This window comes from Polaromonas sp. YR568 (assembly GCF_943369415.1).
Lineage (GTDB): Bacteria > Pseudomonadota > Gammaproteobacteria > Burkholderiales > Burkholderiaceae_C > Polaromonas.
Genome location: NZ_CALRNF020000024.1, coordinates 1 through 16,581, shown reverse-complemented (window position 1 = coordinate 16,581; position 16,581 = coordinate 1). Strand labels below are relative to the sequence as shown.

Sequence of the window (16,581 nt, the reverse complement as noted above, 5' to 3'; positions counted from 1 at the left end):
GGCGCTCAGGCCGGGTCTCGCGCCGGCGGGACGGCCGGACTGCGCTCGCCGGGCGCCACACTGCGCACCGGCACCAGGGTGGCCGGGGCTTGCGACAGCACCACGCCGCAGGGGTTGGGACCGGCCGGCGGTGCCTGCTGGGCTGCGGGGGCCGCGGCGGTTTTCACCGGGGCAGTGGCGGCCTCGGGCGCGGCCGGTGCGGCGGCCGCCGAGGCAGCTTGTGATGCCGGTGGAACTGCGGCGGCAGCGGCTTTGCCCTTGCCAGTTCCATTCCCCGAGCGGGCCGAAGCATTCGCGGACAGGTCCACCACGCTGACCACCGTGCCGTCGCGCTGCACGCGTTGCTGGCCCGTGGCGACCACCACGTCGCCGGCCTCCAGGCCTTCGAGGATCTCGACCTTGCCGGGACTGCGCAGGCCGACTTTGACTTCCACGCGTTTGGTTGTGCGTGTCTGCTCGTTGGGGCCTTCCAGCAGCTTGATGACGAACTGCCGTGCGCCCTGCGGAACAATCGCCTCCTCGGGCACCACGCGTGCGTTCTCGCGCACCCCGAACACGGCGTTGACGCGGGCGAACATGCCGGGGCGCAGGTGCAGCTGGCGATTGTCGATGCAGCCGCGTATACCGATGGAGCGGCCGTTGGCATCGATCAGTGGGTCTATGGCCTGGATTTGCGCGGTGTATTTGCGCCCGGGCAAGGCATCGATGTCGAGCATGGCCGTCTGGCCGCGCCTGATCTTGTTCTGAAAACGTTCCGGCAGGCGGAAGTCGACAAAAATGGCTTCGATGTCCTCGACGTTGACGATGTCCGCGCCGTCCTTGAGGTAGTCGCCGACGTTGACTTGCCGTATGCCGACCATGCCGTCAAAGGGCGCGATGATTTTGAGGCGGGCCGCCGTGGCTTTGGCCAGCGACAGCTTGGCTTCGGCCACCTGCAGGTTGGCGGCGCTTTCGTCGAGCGAGCGCTGGCTGATGAAGTTCTGCGCCACCAGCTCCTGGTTTCGCTTCTGGTTGGCCAGGGCAATCGACAACTCCGCCTGGCTTTGCTGCACCTGGGCGCGCGGCAACTGGTCATCGAACTGCACCAGCACCTGGCCTTTGCGCACACGCTGGCCGTCGGTGAAATTGAGCTGGGTGATGCGCCCGCTGACCTCGGGCCGCAAGACCACGCCGCGGCGTGAACGCAGGCTGCCCACGGCCTGGGTGTCGTCCGTCAATTTGACGATTTCCACTTTCGCGGCTTCAACCGCTATCGGTTTTCCCGCGCCCGCGCCATTGCCAGCGGCCGGCGACGAAGCCTCCGCCGCGTTGCCCGGCGCCTTGGGTTTCTGCAGCCACCAGGCGGCGCCCGATGCGACCGCAATGCCCGCTACGGCGACAGCCATATAGATTACTTTTGATGCCATGGGGAGGAAAACTTGTTATACAAAGATACAAACTTCCAATGTAGCAGGACACCATGGCGCAAGCGCCCTTTTCAGTGCTGGTCCAAGGGGTAAGCGCAGTGGCTTTACAACGTTTTGCGCAATACGCGCGGCCGTATTGGTGCAAACGCTATGTACGCTTATGGTGCGGATTTTTGCGCATGTGCTTATGCGCTTTTTCGGTGGCGCCGCGGCGCCGGCCATGGCGGCTTGTTACAACCTGCCCAGCGCGCGTTCCACGCCCTTGTTGGCCAGCGCATCGGCGCGTTCATTGCCCGGGTCGCCGGCATGGCCCTTGACCCAGCGCCAGTCGATCTTGTGGCCGCTGGAGCTCACCAGTGCGTCCAGGCGCTGCCACAGGTCCACGTTCTTGACCGGCGCCTTGGCCGCCGTGCGCCAGCCCCTGGCCTTCCAGCCGTGGATCCACTCGGTGATGCCTTTGCGCACGTATTCGCTGTCGAGGTACAGCGTCACGCTGCAGGGCCGCTTGAGGGCGGTCAGCGCCTCGATGACGGCCATCATTTCCATGCGGTTGTTGGTGGTGCCCAGCTCGCCGCCGAAGAGCTCTTTTTCGGTGCCGCCCTGGGACAGCAGCGCGCCCCAGCCGCCGGGGCCGGGATTACCCTTACATGCGCCGTCGGTGTAGATCACGACAGGCTGTGGTGTGGCGGCTGGGCTGGTGGACAAATCGGTCATGCGTTGTGTTGCTTGTGAAAACGCCGGAGTCGATGGCAACACCCGGCGGTGGAAAAAGAAAAAGGAAAAGAAAAAAACTGCTCAGGCCGGAGGCCGCGACCGGGTGGCCGGCTCCTTGTTGGCCACTACGGCCGGCGCCGCGGCCGGGGCTTTGCGCGTTTTCCAGGCCGGCTCCAGCAGCCGCACGCCCCGCACACGCTTGACCGCCGCGAGAAAGTACACAGCGCCGAAGATCGGCCACCAGCGCGCGCCCGCCGCGTCCATCCACTCAAAGCGCTCCAGCCATGCCTGGCTCGTCAGCGCCGGGCGGTAGCAGCCGAAGCGCCCCGACTCTACCTCAAAGTCCAGCAGCCGCAGCCAGTCGCGCAGTCGCCAGTAGCCGATGAACTCGCCCGTTTTGGGCAGGTACAGATTGTCGTAACCCAGGCGCCGGTACAGGTGGGCGCGCCGCTGGCGCAGGCCCCAGAGGCTGGTGGGGTTCAGCCCGCTGATGACCACGCGGCCCTCGGGCACCAGCACGCGGCTGACTTCACGCAAGGTGGCGTGCGGGTCGCGGCTCAGCTCCAGCGTGTGCGGCAGCACCACCAGGTCGAGGCTGCTTTCCGGAAACGGCAAGGCGCCTGAATCGGTCAGCAGCGCCGCACGCCGGGAACTTGTGGCGGGGGCGGCAGTCGCACCCTCACCGGGTGCGGGCGATGAAGGCGCTGATTCAAGGGCCAGCCATTTGTGCGGCATGCGGTTGGCCTGCAGGGCATCGATCTCGGGCAGGCCCAGTTGCAGCGCGTGGTAGCCGAAGACGTCGCTGACGGCCTCGTCGAAATGCGCGCGCTCCCAGTCCAGAAGATAAGCGCCCGGCGGCGTCTTCAGCCAGTCGGTCAAACCTATAATTTCAGAGCTCATCAAAGTTCCAGCCACCGCATGTATTTGATCCCCATTCCCGCCTTCGAAGACAACTACCTCTGGCTGTTGCATGACGGCAAGCGCGCCCTGGTCGTGGACCCGGGAGATGCCGGGCCTGTGCTGCGCGCTTTGGACGAGCACGCATTGCAACTGGAGTCGATTCTAGTCACGCACCACCATGCGGACCACACGGGCGGCGTAGATGCCCTGCGCGAAGCGACGGGCGCCCAGGTCTGGGGCCCGGCCACCGAACGCATTCCGCAACCTTATACGCACCTTAACGGAGGCGACACGGCGCACGCCCTCGGCCTGGATTTCCAGGTGATAGCCGTGCCGGGCCACACGGCCGGCCACATCGCTTATTACACGCCGAATGTGAACGGCAAGCCCCTGCTGTTCTGCGGCGACACGCTGTTCTCGGGCGGCTGCGGGCGTTTGTTTGAGGGCACACCCGCGCAAATGCTGGCTTCGCTCGACAAGCTGGCCGCCCTGCCCGGCAACACCGTGGTCTGCTGCACCCATGAATACACGCTCAGCAACCTGCGCTTTGCCATGGCCGTGGAGCCCGGCAACGCCGACCTGGCGGCCTACCAGGCCCGGTGCATAAGCCTGCGCGAGCAGGGAGTGCCGACCCTGCCGAGTTCGATAGCGCAGGAATTGCGGATTAATCCCTTCTTGCGGACCCGGCAAGCCACTATCATGGCGGCTGCCCGGCACTTTGATGCGTCGGCCCGTGACGACACCACCGTATTTGCCGCCATCCGGCAGTGGAAAAACCAATTCAAATGACGCCACACTCCCGCACCGCCGCAGTTTCGAGCCTGTCGAGCCCTTCCACTTCCACTTTTTTCCGCATTGCTTCGCTGGTTTTCGTCCTCGTGACGGCATTGCTGGCGGGTTGCGCCACGCAGGCCCCCGGCCTGCCCAGCGACCCGGTGCTGACCACCGGCGGCCCCGCCACCAGGCCGCTGCTGCCCAACGGGCCGCTGCAAGCCATCACGCCGGGCCAGGCCGGCTCGCACCAGATCGCTTCCACCGAGCCGCCCAAGGAGCTCTGGGACCGCATACGCCGCGGCTTTGCGATGCCCGACCTGCAAAACGAGCTGGTCACCGACCGCGAGCAGTGGTACGCCAGCCGGCCCGACTACATCCAGCGCATGACCGAGCGCTCCAGCAAATACCTGTTCCACATCGTTGAAGAGCTCGAACGCCGCCAGATGCCCACCGAGCTGGCCCTGCTGCCCTTCATCGAAAGCGCCTTCAACCCGCAGGCCGTCTCCAGCGCCAAGGCCGCCGGCATGTGGCAGTTCATGCCGGCCACCGGCAAGTATTTCGACCTGAAGCAAAACGCCTTCCGCGACGACCGCCGCGACGTGCTGGCTTCCACGCGCGCCGCGCTGGACTACCTGCAAAAACTCTACGGCATGTTCGGCGACTGGCACCTGGCGCTGGCCGCCTACAACTGGGGCGAAGGCAGCGTGGGCCGCGCCATCGCCAAAAACCAGAAAGCCGGCCTGGGCACCAGCTACCTGGACCTGAACATGCCGGCCGAAACCCGGCTCTACGTGCCCAAGCTGCAGGCCGTCAAAAACATCGTCGCCAACCCGCAGGCCTTCCGCACCGAGCTGCCGCTGATCGAAAACCATCCCTACTTCCAGCAGGTGCAGATCACGCGCGACATCGACGTGGCCCTGGCCGCGCGCCTGGCCGACGTCAAGATCGAGGACTTCAAGGCGCTGAACCCCTCGGCGCACCGCCCCGTCATCATCGCGGCCGGCACGCCGCAGATCCTGCTGCCCTGGGACAACGCCACGGTGTTCCAGCGCAACTTCGAGGCCTACAGCCAGGGCCAGTACGCGAGCTGGACGGCCTGGACCGCCCCCGCCACCATGAACCCGGCCGAAGCGGCGCGCCGCACCGGCATGAACGAGGCCGACCTGCGCGGCATCAACAACATCCCGCCGCGCATGCTGATCAAGGCCGGCTCCACCCTGCTGGTGCCGCGCTCGGCCAAGGTCGAAACCGACGTGACCAGCCATGTGGCCGACAACGCCCAGGTGTCTTTCGCGCCTGAAATCGTGACGCGGCGCACCACCGTCAAGGCCCGCAAGGGCGAGTCGGTGGCCACCATCGCCAAGCGCTACGGCCTGAGCGCCGCCAGCGTGGCCGAATGGAACAACGTCAGCGCCTCCAGCCCATTCAAGGTGGGCCACCAGGTGGTGGTGTTCCTGCCAGTCAAAAGCCATGCGGCCTCATCAGCCGGCCATGCGCGCGGCAAGGCCAACGTCAAGGCGGTCAAGCGCAGCACGGCCAAGACCGTCGTGAAGACGAAAAAGCGCTAAAGCCTTTTCAGCGCATCACGAGGCCGCGGCCTGCAGGTCCACGGCCTTCGCCCTGAGCGAGGCATCTTCCCGCAGTTTGAACTTGGCCACGCGGTGCGTCGGCGTGTGCGGCAGCGCATCGACCAGCGCCACATAACGCGGCACCTTGATCGCCGCCAGCCTTTCACGGCACCACTGGGCGATCTCTTCATGCGCCAGCGCCATGCCGGGGCGCAGCACCACGGCCACCAGGATCTCGTCTTCGCCGAGCTCCGACGGTACCGGGATGGCGGCCGCTTCCAGCACGCTCGGGTGGTTGCCGATCACGCGGTCCAGCTCCGCGCCTGAAATGTTTTCACCGCGCTTGCGGATGATGTCTTTCTTGCGCGCGACGAACCAGAAAAAATTGTCCTCATCGACATAAGCCAGGTCGCCCGTGAGGAACCAGCCGTCGCGAAAGGCCGCGCGCGTCTGCGCTTCGTCGCGGAAGTAGCCCTGCATGACGATGGGCGTGCGCACCACCAGCTCGCCCACCTGCCCCGGCGGCAGGAACTGCCCGTCGTCGCCGGCGATGCGCAGTTCGGCCAGCGACACGGCCGGGTCCGGGTGCCGGCTGGGCTGGCCCATGCTGCGCACCTTGTGCGGCCCGGGAAAGGGGTTGTTCAGCGCGCCCGGAATTTCCGACATGCCGTAGCCCTCGATCAGCGTGGCCACATGGAACTCGTCCTGGAAGACGCGGAAGGTTTCCTCGTCAAACGGCGCACCGTAGATTTTTTGCAGTCGATGCCCCGGCACGTATTCGCTGCGCGGGCGCCGCATCAAAATGCTGCTGGCCGCCGCGATGGTGTTGACCTCGGTCGCGCCGGTTTCCTTGACCGTCCGCCAGAACTTCGACGCCGAAAATTTCGGCTCCAGGATCAGCGTCGCGCCCGCCGCCAGCGAACCGGCCAGCGAATAAAAGATCGCATTGATGTGGAACAGCGGCAGCACGCAGAGCAGCCTGTCGTCGGGTTGCAAGTGCATGCGCGCGACAAAACCCTCGCCGGCCGTCAGCAGGCTGCGCTGGCTGTGCATCACGCCTTTGGGAAAGCCCGTGGTGCCCGAGGTGTAGATGAACACGCAGGTGGCGTCCGGGTTGTCCAGCGGCTCAGGCGCAGTGGACGCCGGTGCGTCGGCAAAGCCGGTTTCGTTCAGCATCAGCCAGGGCGTGCCCGCAAGTCCTGTACAGGCAGCCTGCACGGTCGGCAAGGCGGCTTCGGAACAGATGATGCCGCAGACCTCCGCATGGTTCAGCACATAACGCGCCTCTTCCACGCCATAGTCAGGATTCACCGGCACCATGATGGCGCCAAGCCCGGCCAAAGCAAAAAACGCAAACACGCTGGACGGGTGGTTCAGCGACATCACGCCGACACGGTCGCCCTCTTTCACGCCCTTGGCGACGAGAACGGCAGCGGCACGCCGCACCTCTTCGAGCACCTGCGCATAGGTATACGAGCGCCCCTGGTAAACGACGAACTCACGCCCGCCGGCCACGGCCGCGCGGCTGCGCAGCATGGACGCCAGGGTGCCGCCGTGCGGCGGGTAGAGCTTCAGGACTTCAAGCGGTGTGAGCATGCTCAAACACCCTTGCCGCCGGCTTTGCCGCGTAACTTGCCGCGCGAATGCGCCGTGGCCTCGTCCTCGGCCCGGTGCCAGAGTTCCATCGCCATGGGCTGCTTCGCCTCTTCGAGCACATGGCCGACCAGGCCGACGGCGCGGGCCATCACGCCCAGTCCGTGCGAGACCTTCCAGGACAGCCCCATCTCGCAGCACAGCGCGCCTATGGCGCCCGTGGCATTGACGGGCAGCGCCTTGCCGTAGGCGGCGCCGGCCGCATCGGCCACGCACTGCATCAGCGCGACGTAGCGGCCGTGGAAACCGGTCTGTTGCGCGATCGCAAACAGCCGCAAGGTGCGCGGGTCCAGCGGCTTGTGGATGGGGTGGCCCAGGCCGGGGATGATTTTTTTCTCCGCCCTGTGGCTTTTCACAATCTCTTCGGCAAGGCCCGCCAGCGAAGCGTCGGCTGGCGCGCCCTGCCCGCCCCGGCCATCCGGCAAGGCCGCCGCCAGCATGCGCGCCGAGCCTTCGGTGGAGCCGACAAACACGCTGCCCAGGCCCAGCAAGCCGGCCGCGACGGCCGCCTGCATGGCCTCGGGCGCGCCCGCATAGGTCATGCGCGCGGCCAGCGTGGACGGCACGATGCCGTGCTCGACCAGCGTGACCAGGATGGCGTTGAACATGCGCGACTCTTTCGCGTCGGGCAGGCGGCCCGTCACTTCCAGGAAAGCCATGTCGCCGAAGTTGACCTCGCCCATCAGGTCATGGCAAAGGTCGTAGCCGTGCACGCCTATGGCCTCAGGCGTGGCCCAGGCGATGTCGGAGCGCAGTTCTGTGTTTTTTTTCATCGTGGGGTTCTCGGGGGAAGCGGTTTACTCGAGTTTGGCGCCGGAGACCTTGACCTTTTGTGCGCCAAGTTCGCGGTCGGTTTTCAGGAAGGCCGTGAACTGTTCGGGCGTGTCACCCACCGCCTCGAAGCCCAGCGGCTGCAGGTATTTGGTCTTGAATTCGGCGGTGTTGATGATCTTGCTCATGTCGCGCGCAAAGCGGGCGCTGATCTCGGGCGGCGTGCCCTTGGGCGCGACCACGCCGAAGTAGTAGGACGCGTCAAACGTCGGGTAGCCGACTTCGGCAAAGGTCGGCACATTGGGCGCGGCCGGCTGCCGGTTGCGGCCCGACACGGCCAGCGCCTTGATCTTGTTGGTCTCCAGGAAAGGCGCGACACCGCCGGTCACTGCGAACATCGCGTCGATGCGGCCGGCCATCAGTTCCTGCACGGCGGGCGGCAGGCCCTTGAAGGCCACGTGCTCCATCTGCAGGCCGTTGATGCTGTTGAACCAGGCTGAGGCCAGGTGGTTCACGCCGCCCGCGCCTATCGAGCCGTAGTTGAACTTGCCCGGGTTGCGCTTGACCTGCTCGATGAACTCCTTGACGTTGGCGGCCGGGAAGTCCGGCCGCGTCACCAGCATCAGGTTGCCGACGGCCAGCTTGGCGACGGGCACGAAGTCCTTGACCGGGTCGTACGGGATCTTGGGATAGAGGTTCTGGTTCAGGCTGTAGGCGCCGTCGGAAGCCACCAGGAAGGTGTAGCCGTCGCCCGGGCTTTTGGCCACAATGTCGGCGGCGATGATTTCATTGGCGCCCGGTTTGTTGTCGACGATGAAGGGCTGGCCCCAGCTGTCGCCCAGCTTCTGGCTGATGGCCCGCACCATCACGTCGGCGGGACCGCCGGCGCTGTAGGGCAACACAATGCGGATCGGCTTGGTGGGGTAGCCCTGCGCCTGGGCAGAGCCTGCAAAGGCAAGTCCGGCCAAAGCGCCCAGCACGATCAAACGGCGTCCTGATTTCATGTCATGTCTCCTGGTTTTATGGGGTATGGGTCTTTTTCCTGAAAATAAGTCCTGTATGTGAACTTACTTTTCAGTGTGAATTTTAGGAATTTACCGTTGATTAGAAAAATGTTAGCCACGCCCTCTCCGGCCATTTTTTGCAGAAAGTGATTTTTAGTACGTTATTTGGACTTTTTGTTGATTGGCGCTTATGCTCGAGCCATGAAGCGTGAAACCGACCACGAAGCAGAGAACTCCACCGGCGCCCAGACCGTGGACCGCGCCTGCGAACTGTTGCGGGAAATCGCCCGCACAGGCGCCGGCGGCGTCCGCATCCTGGACTTGTGCCATGCCACCGGACTGAGCCGGCCCACGGCGCACCGCATCCTGCGCTCGCTACAGCTCGCGGGGCTGGTGCGGCAAAGCCCGGAGAACCGGCGCTACGCGCTGGGCAGCGGCCTGTTTGAACTGGGCATGGCGGCGCCCAACCCCATCACGCAGTTTCCGCAGGTGCGCAGCGTGGCGGAAGAATTGGCCGCGAGCACCGAGGACACCGTGTACCTGATGCTGCGCAGCTATGACGACGTGCTGTGCGCATGGCGCGCACAAGGCGCCTACCCCATCAAGGCCAATGTGGTGGCCCTGGGCGACCGTCGGCCCATGGGCGCCAGCGTGGCCGGCCTGTGCCTGCTGGCCGGCCTGCCCGAAGCCGAATCGAACGCCTTGATAGCGGCCAACGCCCCTTACCTGCCGGCCTTCTGCCGCATGACGCCCGCGGACGTGACACGGCACGTCAACGACGCGCGCGACAAAGGCTATTCAGTGGGGGTGAATGCCGTGATGGAAGGCGTCACGGCTGTGGGCATGGCGGTGCCGGCGAGTTACCAGCGGCCCTGCATGGCGCTGAGCGTGTCGGCGATTTCCTCGCGCATTCCGCCGGAACGCATCCCGGCGCTGGTGGAGCAGCTCAAGCGCAGCGCGGCCAGGATCGCCGCCATCACGGGCAGCGACGCCGCCGCGCGCTGAGCGGAATCAGAGCTTGAAGGTGCCGACGCCGAACAGGCCGACCAGGCCGATGACGATCAGGTAGATCGCCACGATGTAGTTCAGCAGGCGCGGCATGATCAGGATCAGGATGCCGGCGATCAGGGAGACTACGGGGCCAATGCTCAGGGAGAGGTTCATGATGCGTCCTTTTTGGGTTGTTTGCATGCACTTTAGGGTGCGGGCACAACAAGTGCTGTAGGACGACAGGAAAAGATGCGGGCGGCGGCAGAGCCGACCGCTTGGCAACCTTGCTACTGGGCTGCGGTCGCGACCGGCGTGCCCTGCCAGTCCCCGCCCAACGCCTTCACCAGGAACACCGACACCAGCATGCGCTGCCCCAGCAGCTGCGCGGCCTGGCGTTCGCTGTTGAGCTGCGACTGCTGCGCCGTGATGACGTCGAGGTAAGTCGCCACGCCGCCCTCGTAGCGGTCGTTCGCGATCTCCAGCACACGCCCGGCGCTGGCGATGGCGCGCTGGGCCTGGCCGTAGGCGCGGTCCAGCGCGGCGACGCCGCTGATGCCGTCCTCCACTTCCTGCATGGCCGTGAGCACCACACGCCGGTAGTTGGCCACCGTCACGTCATAACCGGCGCGCGCGAAGTCCACGTTGGCATTGATGCGCCCGCCGTCGAACAGCACCTGCGTGGCCGAAACACCCAGGGACCACAGCACGCTGGGCGCGTCGAACAGGGTGCTGAAGATGCGGCTGTCGACGCCGACGGTCGGGGCCAGCGCGATGCTCGGGTAAAAGGCCGCGCTGGCCACGCCGATCTGCGCATTCGCCGCCGCCATGGCACGTTCGGCCGAGGCGACGTCGGGGCGGCGCTCCAGCACGTCCGACGGAATGCCCAGCGGGATCGCGGGCGGGTTCAAGGGTGTGGTCTGCGGCGCCAGCGAAAACTGCGGTGCCGGCGTGCCGGTCAGCGTGGCGATCGCATGCTCGAACTGCGCGCGTTGCCGCTTGAGGACGTCGACCTGGGTCAGCGTGGTATCCAGCAAGGCCTGCTGCTGCGCCATGTCCAGGCCCGAGGTCGCGCCCAGGTCGTGCCTGTCGGTGGCCAGCACCAGCGAACGCCGCTGCAGCGCGATGGAGCGGGCCAGCACGCCGAGCTCGGTGTCCAGCGCGCGCAGGCTGAAATAGGCCACGGCCAGGTCGGAGGCCAGCACCAGGCGGGTGTTTTCGAGGTCGGCGGCGGATTGCTCCGCCGTGGCGCCCGCCCCTTCGACCAGGCTCTGCACCCGCCCCGCGAGGTCCACCTCGTAGTTGACCGACAGCGTGACGCTGTAGTCGTTCTGGATGGTCGAGAAATTCGGCGAGTTGTAATTGGTCAGCGGCCGGTTCGCGGAAATCTTCTGCCGCGCGGCGCGCGTGCCCAGGCCGACCTGCGGGAACAGGCTGGCCGAGCTGCCCGCCAGGCTGGCGCGCGCCTGCGCCAGGCGCGCATTCGCGGCGGCCAGCGTCTGGTTGCCGGCCATGGCTTTTTGCGCCAGGGCGTTGAGCTGCGGGTCGCCAAAGCGCTCCCACCACGGGCCCTTGGCGGCCAGGTCGTTGGGGGTGCCGGTGCGCCAGGGCGCTTCCACCTGCCAGGCCACGGGCATGTCGACCTCGGGCTTGCGGTAGGCCGGGCCGGCCGTGCAGCCGGCCAGCACGGCGGCGGCCAGCACCGCCGACAACGTGCCTGTCGTGTTCAGCCTGCTCACGGCGCGGCTTTCCCGGGTTCGGCCTTGGCTTTGTCGCCGGCCGCAACGGCCACGGCCGGCTTCTTGCCGCCCTTGTCGTCCTCGGCGGCGTTGAAGGACACCGGGTCGCCCTCGGCCAGCGAATCCGAAGGATTGAGCACCAGGCGCTCGCCGCTGGCCACGCCATCCACCACTTCCACACGCTCGCCGTAATTGCGGCCCAGCTGCACGGGCTTGAGGTGCACGCGCCCTTGCGCGTCGATGGCCGCCACCTTGATGCCGTCGCCGCGGATGATCAGCGCATTGTTGGGAATCGCCAGGCCGCGGCTGGCCGCCAGCGGCAGCGACACCTGCACGAAGGCGCCCGGCAGCAAGGTGCCGGCGGTATTGGGCAGCGAAATCTCCACCTGCATGGAGCGCGAGGTGGCGTCGATGGACGCGGCCGTGCGGGCCACCTGGCCCTGGAATTTCTGGCCGCGCAGTTCCGCCTGCGTCACCACCACGCTTTGCCCGGTCTTGACGAGCTGCGCGTAGGTCTGCGGCACGTTGACGTAAAGCCGCAGCGGGTCGGTCTGCGTGACCACGAACAGCGCGCGCGCCAGCCCGCCGCCGGCACCCGCATCGATCAGGTCGCCGGTGTCGACGTTGCGCCGCGTGATGATGCCGTCGGTGGGCGCGATGATGCGCTTGAAGTTTTCCAGCTGGCGCAGGCGCTGCACATTGGCATCGGCCGCCGCCAGGTTGGCGCCGGCCTGCGCGCTGGCGCTGCGGCGCTCGTCGACTTCCTGCTGCGAGACCGCATCTTTCTTGCGCAGCGCCTCCCAGCGCACGGCCGTGCTCTGGGCCAGGTCCAGGCTGGCCGAGGCCTGCTGGCGCGCGGCGACCGCCTGCGACAGCTGCTGGTCGATCTCGGGCGTTTCAATCTCGGCCAGCAGCTCGCCCTTGCTCACGCGCGCGCCTATGTCCTTGGTCCAGCGCTTGACGTAACCGCCCGCGCGCGCATAAATCGGCGACTGCACAAAACCCTGCAGCGTGCCGGGCAAGGCCAGCGTCTGGCCTGACTCGCTGGCCTTGGCCAGCGTGGTCTTCACGTAATTCTTGTTGCGTTCGGTGGCGCCGGCTTCGAGTTCCTTGCCGTTGTAGACACGGCTGATCACCGTACGGCCCGCGCCTATGGCGAGCACCACCAGCACGATGACCGCGGCGATCTTGGCGCGGCGCACGACCTGCCCGCGCTTGAGCAGCTCGCCCGACTCACCCGCTTCCACGGGGTGCAGGGCCAGGGGGGAATGGCGTTCTTCGGACATGGCTCAGCTCTCCTGGGGCACGGTGCCCGCGGCTTCATGGGGTGCGGGCGGGGCGCCGCGGCGCGCCTTGCGCTGCGCCAGGCGCTGGTGCACCCCGGCGTAGATCACAGGCACAAAAAACAAGGTTGAAACAGTAGCAAAAAGCAGGCCGCCGATGACGGCCCGGCCCAGCGGCGCGTTCTGCTCGGCGCCCTCGCCCAGGCCCAGCGCCATGGGGATCATGCCGATGATCATGGCCAGCGCCGTCATCAGCACCGGGCGTATGCGCGTGGCGCCGGCCTCCAGCGCCGACGACAGCGGCGTGATGCCGTCCTGCATGCGCTGGCGCGCGAAGGACACCACCAGGATACTGTTGGCCGTGGCCACGCCCATGGTCATGATGGCGCCCGTGAGGGCCGGCACGCTGAGCGTGGTGCCGGTGATGAACAGCATCCAGGCGATGCCCGCGAGCGCGGCCGGCAGCGCGGTGATGATGATGGCCGCGTCCGTCCATGACTGGAAGGTCACCACGATCAGCAGGTAGACCAGCACGATGGCCATCGCCAGCCCCAGGCCCAGGCCGATGAAGGAGTTCTGCATGGTCTGCACCTGGCCGCGTATGGCGACCTGGTTGCCGCGCGTGAGTTTGGGCTCCATCTCGGCCACCAGGGTCTTGATCTGCCCGGCCACGCTGGCCAGGTCGGTGCCCTGCACACTCACGTAGACGTCGATGGCGGGCTGGATGTTGTAGCGCGAGACGATGGGCTGCTGCCGGCCGGCGCGCGCGTCCACCAGGTTGCCGAGCAGCTGCGTCGGGTTGGCCGGCGCGGCCGCGCCGTTGGCGCCGCTGTTGGCGTTGGGGGTGGATCCCACCGGGATGCTGAGCAGCGCATCGACCGAGTCCACGTTGTACTGCGGCGACTGCACCACCACGTTGTAGACCACGCCGTTCTGCGGGTTCAGCCAGAAGGCCGGCGCCGTCTGCGAACTGCCCGACAGCGCGATCAGCACGTTCTGGCCGACGTTGGCCGCGCCCAGCCCGAACTGCTGCAGCCGCGTGCGGTCCATGCGCAGGTCGACCACCGGGCCGTCCAGGCGCTGGTGCACGTGGGCGTCCACCGCGCCCGGTATCTTGCGTATGGCCTTGGTCAGCTCGGCGGCGCGCTCCATGTTGCCGTTGATGTCGTTGCCGGTGAACTGCACGTCGATGGCCGCGGGCAGGCCGAAGTTGAGGATCTGCGTCGAGATGTCGGCCGGCTGGAAGAAAAACTCCACGTTGGGAAAGCGCTTGGGCAGCTCGGCGCGCAGCAGGCTGATGAAGCCGTCGGTCGGCTTGTGCCCTTCCTTGAGCGACATCAGGATTTCGCCGTCCATGGTGCCTATGGTGCCGGCATTGCTGTACGAAAGGTTGATACCGCTGTTGGGCAGGCCGATGTTGTCCAGGATGGTTTCCAGCTGGTCGGCCGGGATCATTTCGCGGATCGCCGTTTCCACCGCGTCGGCGATGCGCACGGTCTCCTCGATGCGGGTGCCGGTGGGCGCGCGCATGTGCAGGCGTATCTGGCCCGCGTCCACACTCGGGAAAAAGTCGCGGCCCAAAAACGGGTAGAGCAGACAGGACAGAAGGCAGAAGCCCAGGAACAACTGGGCGAAACGCCGCCGGTGCGACAGCGCCGCCGACAGCGCCAGCGTGTAGGCGCGGCGAACGCGCTCGAACTGCGAATCGAAGCTGCGGTAAAGGCGCTGCAGCGGGCTGGGCTTGGTATTGGCCTGCGCCGCCTCGTGCACGCCGCCCATGAGCAGCATCACCAGCGTGGGCACCAGGGTACGCGACAGGATGTAGGACGCGATCATCGCGAACACCACGGCCTCGGCCAGCGGCACGAACAGGAAGCGCGCCACGCCAGAGAGGAAAAACATGGGGACGAAGACGATGCAGATGCACAGTGTGGCGACAAAGGCCGCCGGGCCGATTTCACCGGCGCCGACTTCGATGGCGTCGTTGAGCGGCTTGCCCATGTGCAGGTGGCGCTCGATGTTCTCGATGGTCACGATGGCCTGGTCCACCAGGATACCGACCGACAGCGCCAGGCCGCCCAGCGTCATCAGGTTGAGCGTTTCGCCCAGCGCGAACAGCACCAGGATGGAAGTCAGGATGGACAGCGGGATCGTCAGCGCGATGATCAGCGTGCTGCGCCAGTTGCCCAGGAAGAGCAGCACCATCAGCGCCGTCAGCGCGGCGGCGATCAGCGCCTCGATGATCACGCCGACCACGGCCGCCTTGACGAAGACCGACTGGTCGAACAGCGGCGTGACCTTGACGTCGGACGGCAGGGTCTGCACCACGCGCGGCAACAGGGCCCGCACGTTGGCGACGATGTCCAGCGTGGACGCGCCGCCGTTTTTCAGCACCGACACCAGCACGCCGCGTGCACCATCCTGGCGCACGACGTTGGTCTGGGGCTGGAAGCCGTCGCGCACATAGGCCACGTCGCGCAGGTAGGTGGTGACGTTGTTGGCGGTGCGCACCGGCAGGTCGTTCAGGCCGGCCAGCGCATCGGGCGAGCCGTTCATGCGCACGGTGTATTCGGTTTCGCCGAACTTGACGGTCCCCGAGGGCAGGATCAGGTTCTGCGTGTTGACGGCGTTGACCACGTCGGCCGGCGACAGGCCGCGCGCCTGCAGGGCCTGTGTGTCCAGGTCCACCGAGATCACGCGCACCTTGCCGCCGTAAGGGAACGGCGAGGCCACGCCCGGCACCGTGATCAGTTGAGGGCGCAGGCCGTTGACGGCCGTGTCGAAGAGCGCGTTTTCGGGCAGCGTCGCGCTGGACAGCGCCAGCTGCATGACGGGAATGCTGGACGCGGAATACTTGATCACCAGCGGCGGCGTGATGCCGGGCGGCAATTGCCGCACCTGCGTCTGCACCGAGGCCACCACCTGTGCGATCGCGGTCTGGATGTTGACGCCGGGCTGGAAGAAGACCTTGATGATGCTGACGCCGGCCAGCGACGTGGACTCGATGTGCTCGATGTCGCTGACCACGGTGGTCAGGCCCCGCTCCGTCTGGCCCGCGACGCGCTGGCCCATTTCCTGGGCCGGCAGGCCGTTGTAGTTCCAGATGACGCTGATCACCGGGATGTTGATCTCGGGGAAGATGTCCGTCGCCATGTTCTTGAGCGCGAACGGGGTGGCCAGCACGATGAGCATGGCCATCACGATGAACGTGTAGGGGCGTCGCAACGCCAGCTGGACCATGGACATGGGACGTCGACTCCGGGTGTGGGGGTTACGAAATGATACGTGATCGTACTGTTAACCCGAGGTAAAGAACACCCGATAAGAGCCCAAAAATCACAGCTTCTCGGTCTCTCCCGTGCGCGGCTGCCACTTCATGAGGCGCTTTTCCAGCCGGCCGACGATGCCGTCCAGCACCAGCGCGAACGCCGTCAGCACCACGATGCCGGCAAACACGGTGTTGACGTCGAAAGTGCCCTCGGCCTGCAGGATCAGGTAGCCCACCCCGCGGGCCGAGCCCAGGTATTCCCCCACCACGGCGCCCACAAAGGCCAGGCCCACCGAGGTGTGCAGGCTGGAAAACACCCAACTGGTGGCGCTGGGCAGGTACACGGTGCGCAGCAGCTGGCGCCGGCTGGCGCCCAGCATGCGGGCGTTGGCCAGCACCACGGGGCTGACTTCCTTCACGCCCTGGTAGACATTGAAAAAGACGATGAAGAACACCAGGGTGACAGCTAAAGCCACCTTGCTCCAGATGCCCAGGCCCAGCCACAGCGAAAAGA

The 16,581-nt window shown here is 66.4% G+C and carries 14 protein-coding genes; 3 read left to right on the top strand and 11 right to left on the bottom strand.

From position 1 onward, the window contains the following. Nucleotides 1-5 precede the first annotated feature (5 nt). From ACLV74_RS15575 to ACLV74_RS15565, 3 genes are all read right to left on the bottom strand, one after another. The gene (locus tag ACLV74_RS15575; RefSeq protein WP_411880308.1) at nucleotides 6-1,406 is read right to left on the bottom strand and encodes an efflux RND transporter periplasmic adaptor subunit; all 1,401 of its coding nucleotides are present in this window, start codon (nucleotides 1,404-1,406) and stop codon (nucleotides 6-8) included. A gap of 231 nt (nucleotides 1,407-1,637) precedes the next feature. Continuing rightward, a complete protein-coding gene (gene rnhA / locus ACLV74_RS15570; protein WP_411880307.1) occupies nucleotides 1,638-2,120 on the bottom strand; it encodes a ribonuclease HI in 483 nt (160 codons plus the stop codon). Between the two features lie 81 nt (nucleotides 2,121-2,201). Further along, nucleotides 2,202-3,020 carry a class I SAM-dependent methyltransferase gene (locus tag ACLV74_RS15565; protein ID WP_411880306.1) on the bottom strand — a complete coding sequence of 273 codons (819 nt, stop codon included), beginning with the start codon at nucleotides 3,018-3,020 and terminating at the stop codon, nucleotides 2,202-2,204. Nucleotides 3,021-3,038: 18 nt separating this feature from the next. Here ACLV74_RS15565 and gloB point away from each other — a divergent pair, with 18 nt between their 5' ends. Then, on the top strand, nucleotides 3,039-3,809 hold the full coding sequence (gene gloB, locus ACLV74_RS15560; protein WP_411880305.1) for a hydroxyacylglutathione hydrolase: 771 nt from the start codon (nucleotides 3,039-3,041) through the stop codon (nucleotides 3,807-3,809). Continuing rightward, nucleotides 3,806-5,362, top strand: a complete 1,557-nt coding sequence (locus tag ACLV74_RS15555) for a transglycosylase SLT domain-containing protein (RefSeq protein ID WP_411880304.1) — start codon at nucleotides 3,806-3,808, stop codon at nucleotides 5,360-5,362. The genes gloB and ACLV74_RS15555 overlap by 4 nt, the downstream gene beginning before the upstream one ends. Before the next feature lie 15 nt (nucleotides 5,363-5,377). Here ACLV74_RS15555 and ACLV74_RS15550 read toward each other — a convergent pair whose 3' ends face one another. Genes ACLV74_RS15550 through ACLV74_RS15540 form a run of 3 tightly spaced genes read right to left on the bottom strand, consistent with a single transcriptional unit; the run spans nucleotide 5,378 to nucleotide 8,790 of the window. Beyond that, nucleotides 5,378-6,958, bottom strand: coding sequence for an AMP-binding protein (locus ACLV74_RS15550; RefSeq protein WP_411880303.1), 1,581 nt, complete (start codon nucleotides 6,956-6,958; stop codon nucleotides 5,378-5,380). Nucleotides 6,959-6,960: 2 nt separating this feature from the next. Beyond that, nucleotides 6,961-7,788 carry a citryl-CoA lyase gene (locus ACLV74_RS15545; protein ID WP_411880302.1) on the bottom strand — a complete coding sequence of 276 codons (828 nt, stop codon included), beginning with the start codon at nucleotides 7,786-7,788 and terminating at the stop codon, nucleotides 6,961-6,963. 24 nt (nucleotides 7,789-7,812) lie between these two features. After that, nucleotides 7,813-8,790: a Bug family tripartite tricarboxylate transporter substrate binding protein gene (locus tag ACLV74_RS15540; protein ID WP_411880301.1), complete on the bottom strand. Its 978-nt coding sequence runs from the start codon at nucleotides 8,788-8,790 to the stop codon at nucleotides 7,813-7,815. Nucleotides 8,791-8,991: 201 nt separating this feature from the next. Here ACLV74_RS15540 and ACLV74_RS15535 point away from each other — a divergent pair, with 201 nt between their 5' ends. Next, nucleotides 8,992-9,795, top strand: a complete 804-nt coding sequence (locus ACLV74_RS15535) for an IclR family transcriptional regulator (protein ID WP_411880300.1) — start codon at nucleotides 8,992-8,994, stop codon at nucleotides 9,793-9,795. 6 nt (nucleotides 9,796-9,801) lie between these two features. Here ACLV74_RS15535 and ACLV74_RS15530 read toward each other — a convergent pair whose 3' ends face one another. From ACLV74_RS15530 to ACLV74_RS15510, 5 genes are all read right to left on the bottom strand, one after another. Beyond that, nucleotides 9,802-9,954 carry a DUF3096 domain-containing protein gene (locus ACLV74_RS15530; RefSeq protein ID WP_411880299.1) on the bottom strand — a complete coding sequence of 51 codons (153 nt, stop codon included), beginning with the start codon at nucleotides 9,952-9,954 and terminating at the stop codon, nucleotides 9,802-9,804. Between the two features lie 113 nt (nucleotides 9,955-10,067). Beyond that, the gene (locus tag ACLV74_RS15525) at nucleotides 10,068-11,516 is read right to left on the bottom strand and encodes an efflux transporter outer membrane subunit (RefSeq protein WP_411880298.1); all 1,449 of its coding nucleotides are present in this window, start codon (nucleotides 11,514-11,516) and stop codon (nucleotides 10,068-10,070) included. Next, a complete protein-coding gene (locus tag ACLV74_RS15520) occupies nucleotides 11,513-12,802 on the bottom strand; it encodes an efflux RND transporter periplasmic adaptor subunit (protein WP_411880297.1) in 1,290 nt (429 codons plus the stop codon). Before ACLV74_RS15520 ends, ACLV74_RS15525 begins: the two co-directional genes overlap by 4 nt. Nucleotides 12,803-12,805: 3 nt before the next feature. Then, complete coding sequence (locus ACLV74_RS15515) at nucleotides 12,806-16,045, bottom strand: efflux RND transporter permease subunit (RefSeq protein WP_411880296.1); 3,240 nt, start codon at nucleotides 16,043-16,045, stop codon at nucleotides 12,806-12,808. A 90-nt stretch (nucleotides 16,046-16,135) separates the two neighbouring features. Continuing rightward, nucleotides 16,136-16,581, bottom strand: a 446-nt coding sequence (locus tag ACLV74_RS15510; RefSeq protein ID WP_411880295.1) for an ABC transporter permease, incomplete at its 5' end; no start/stop codon positions are given.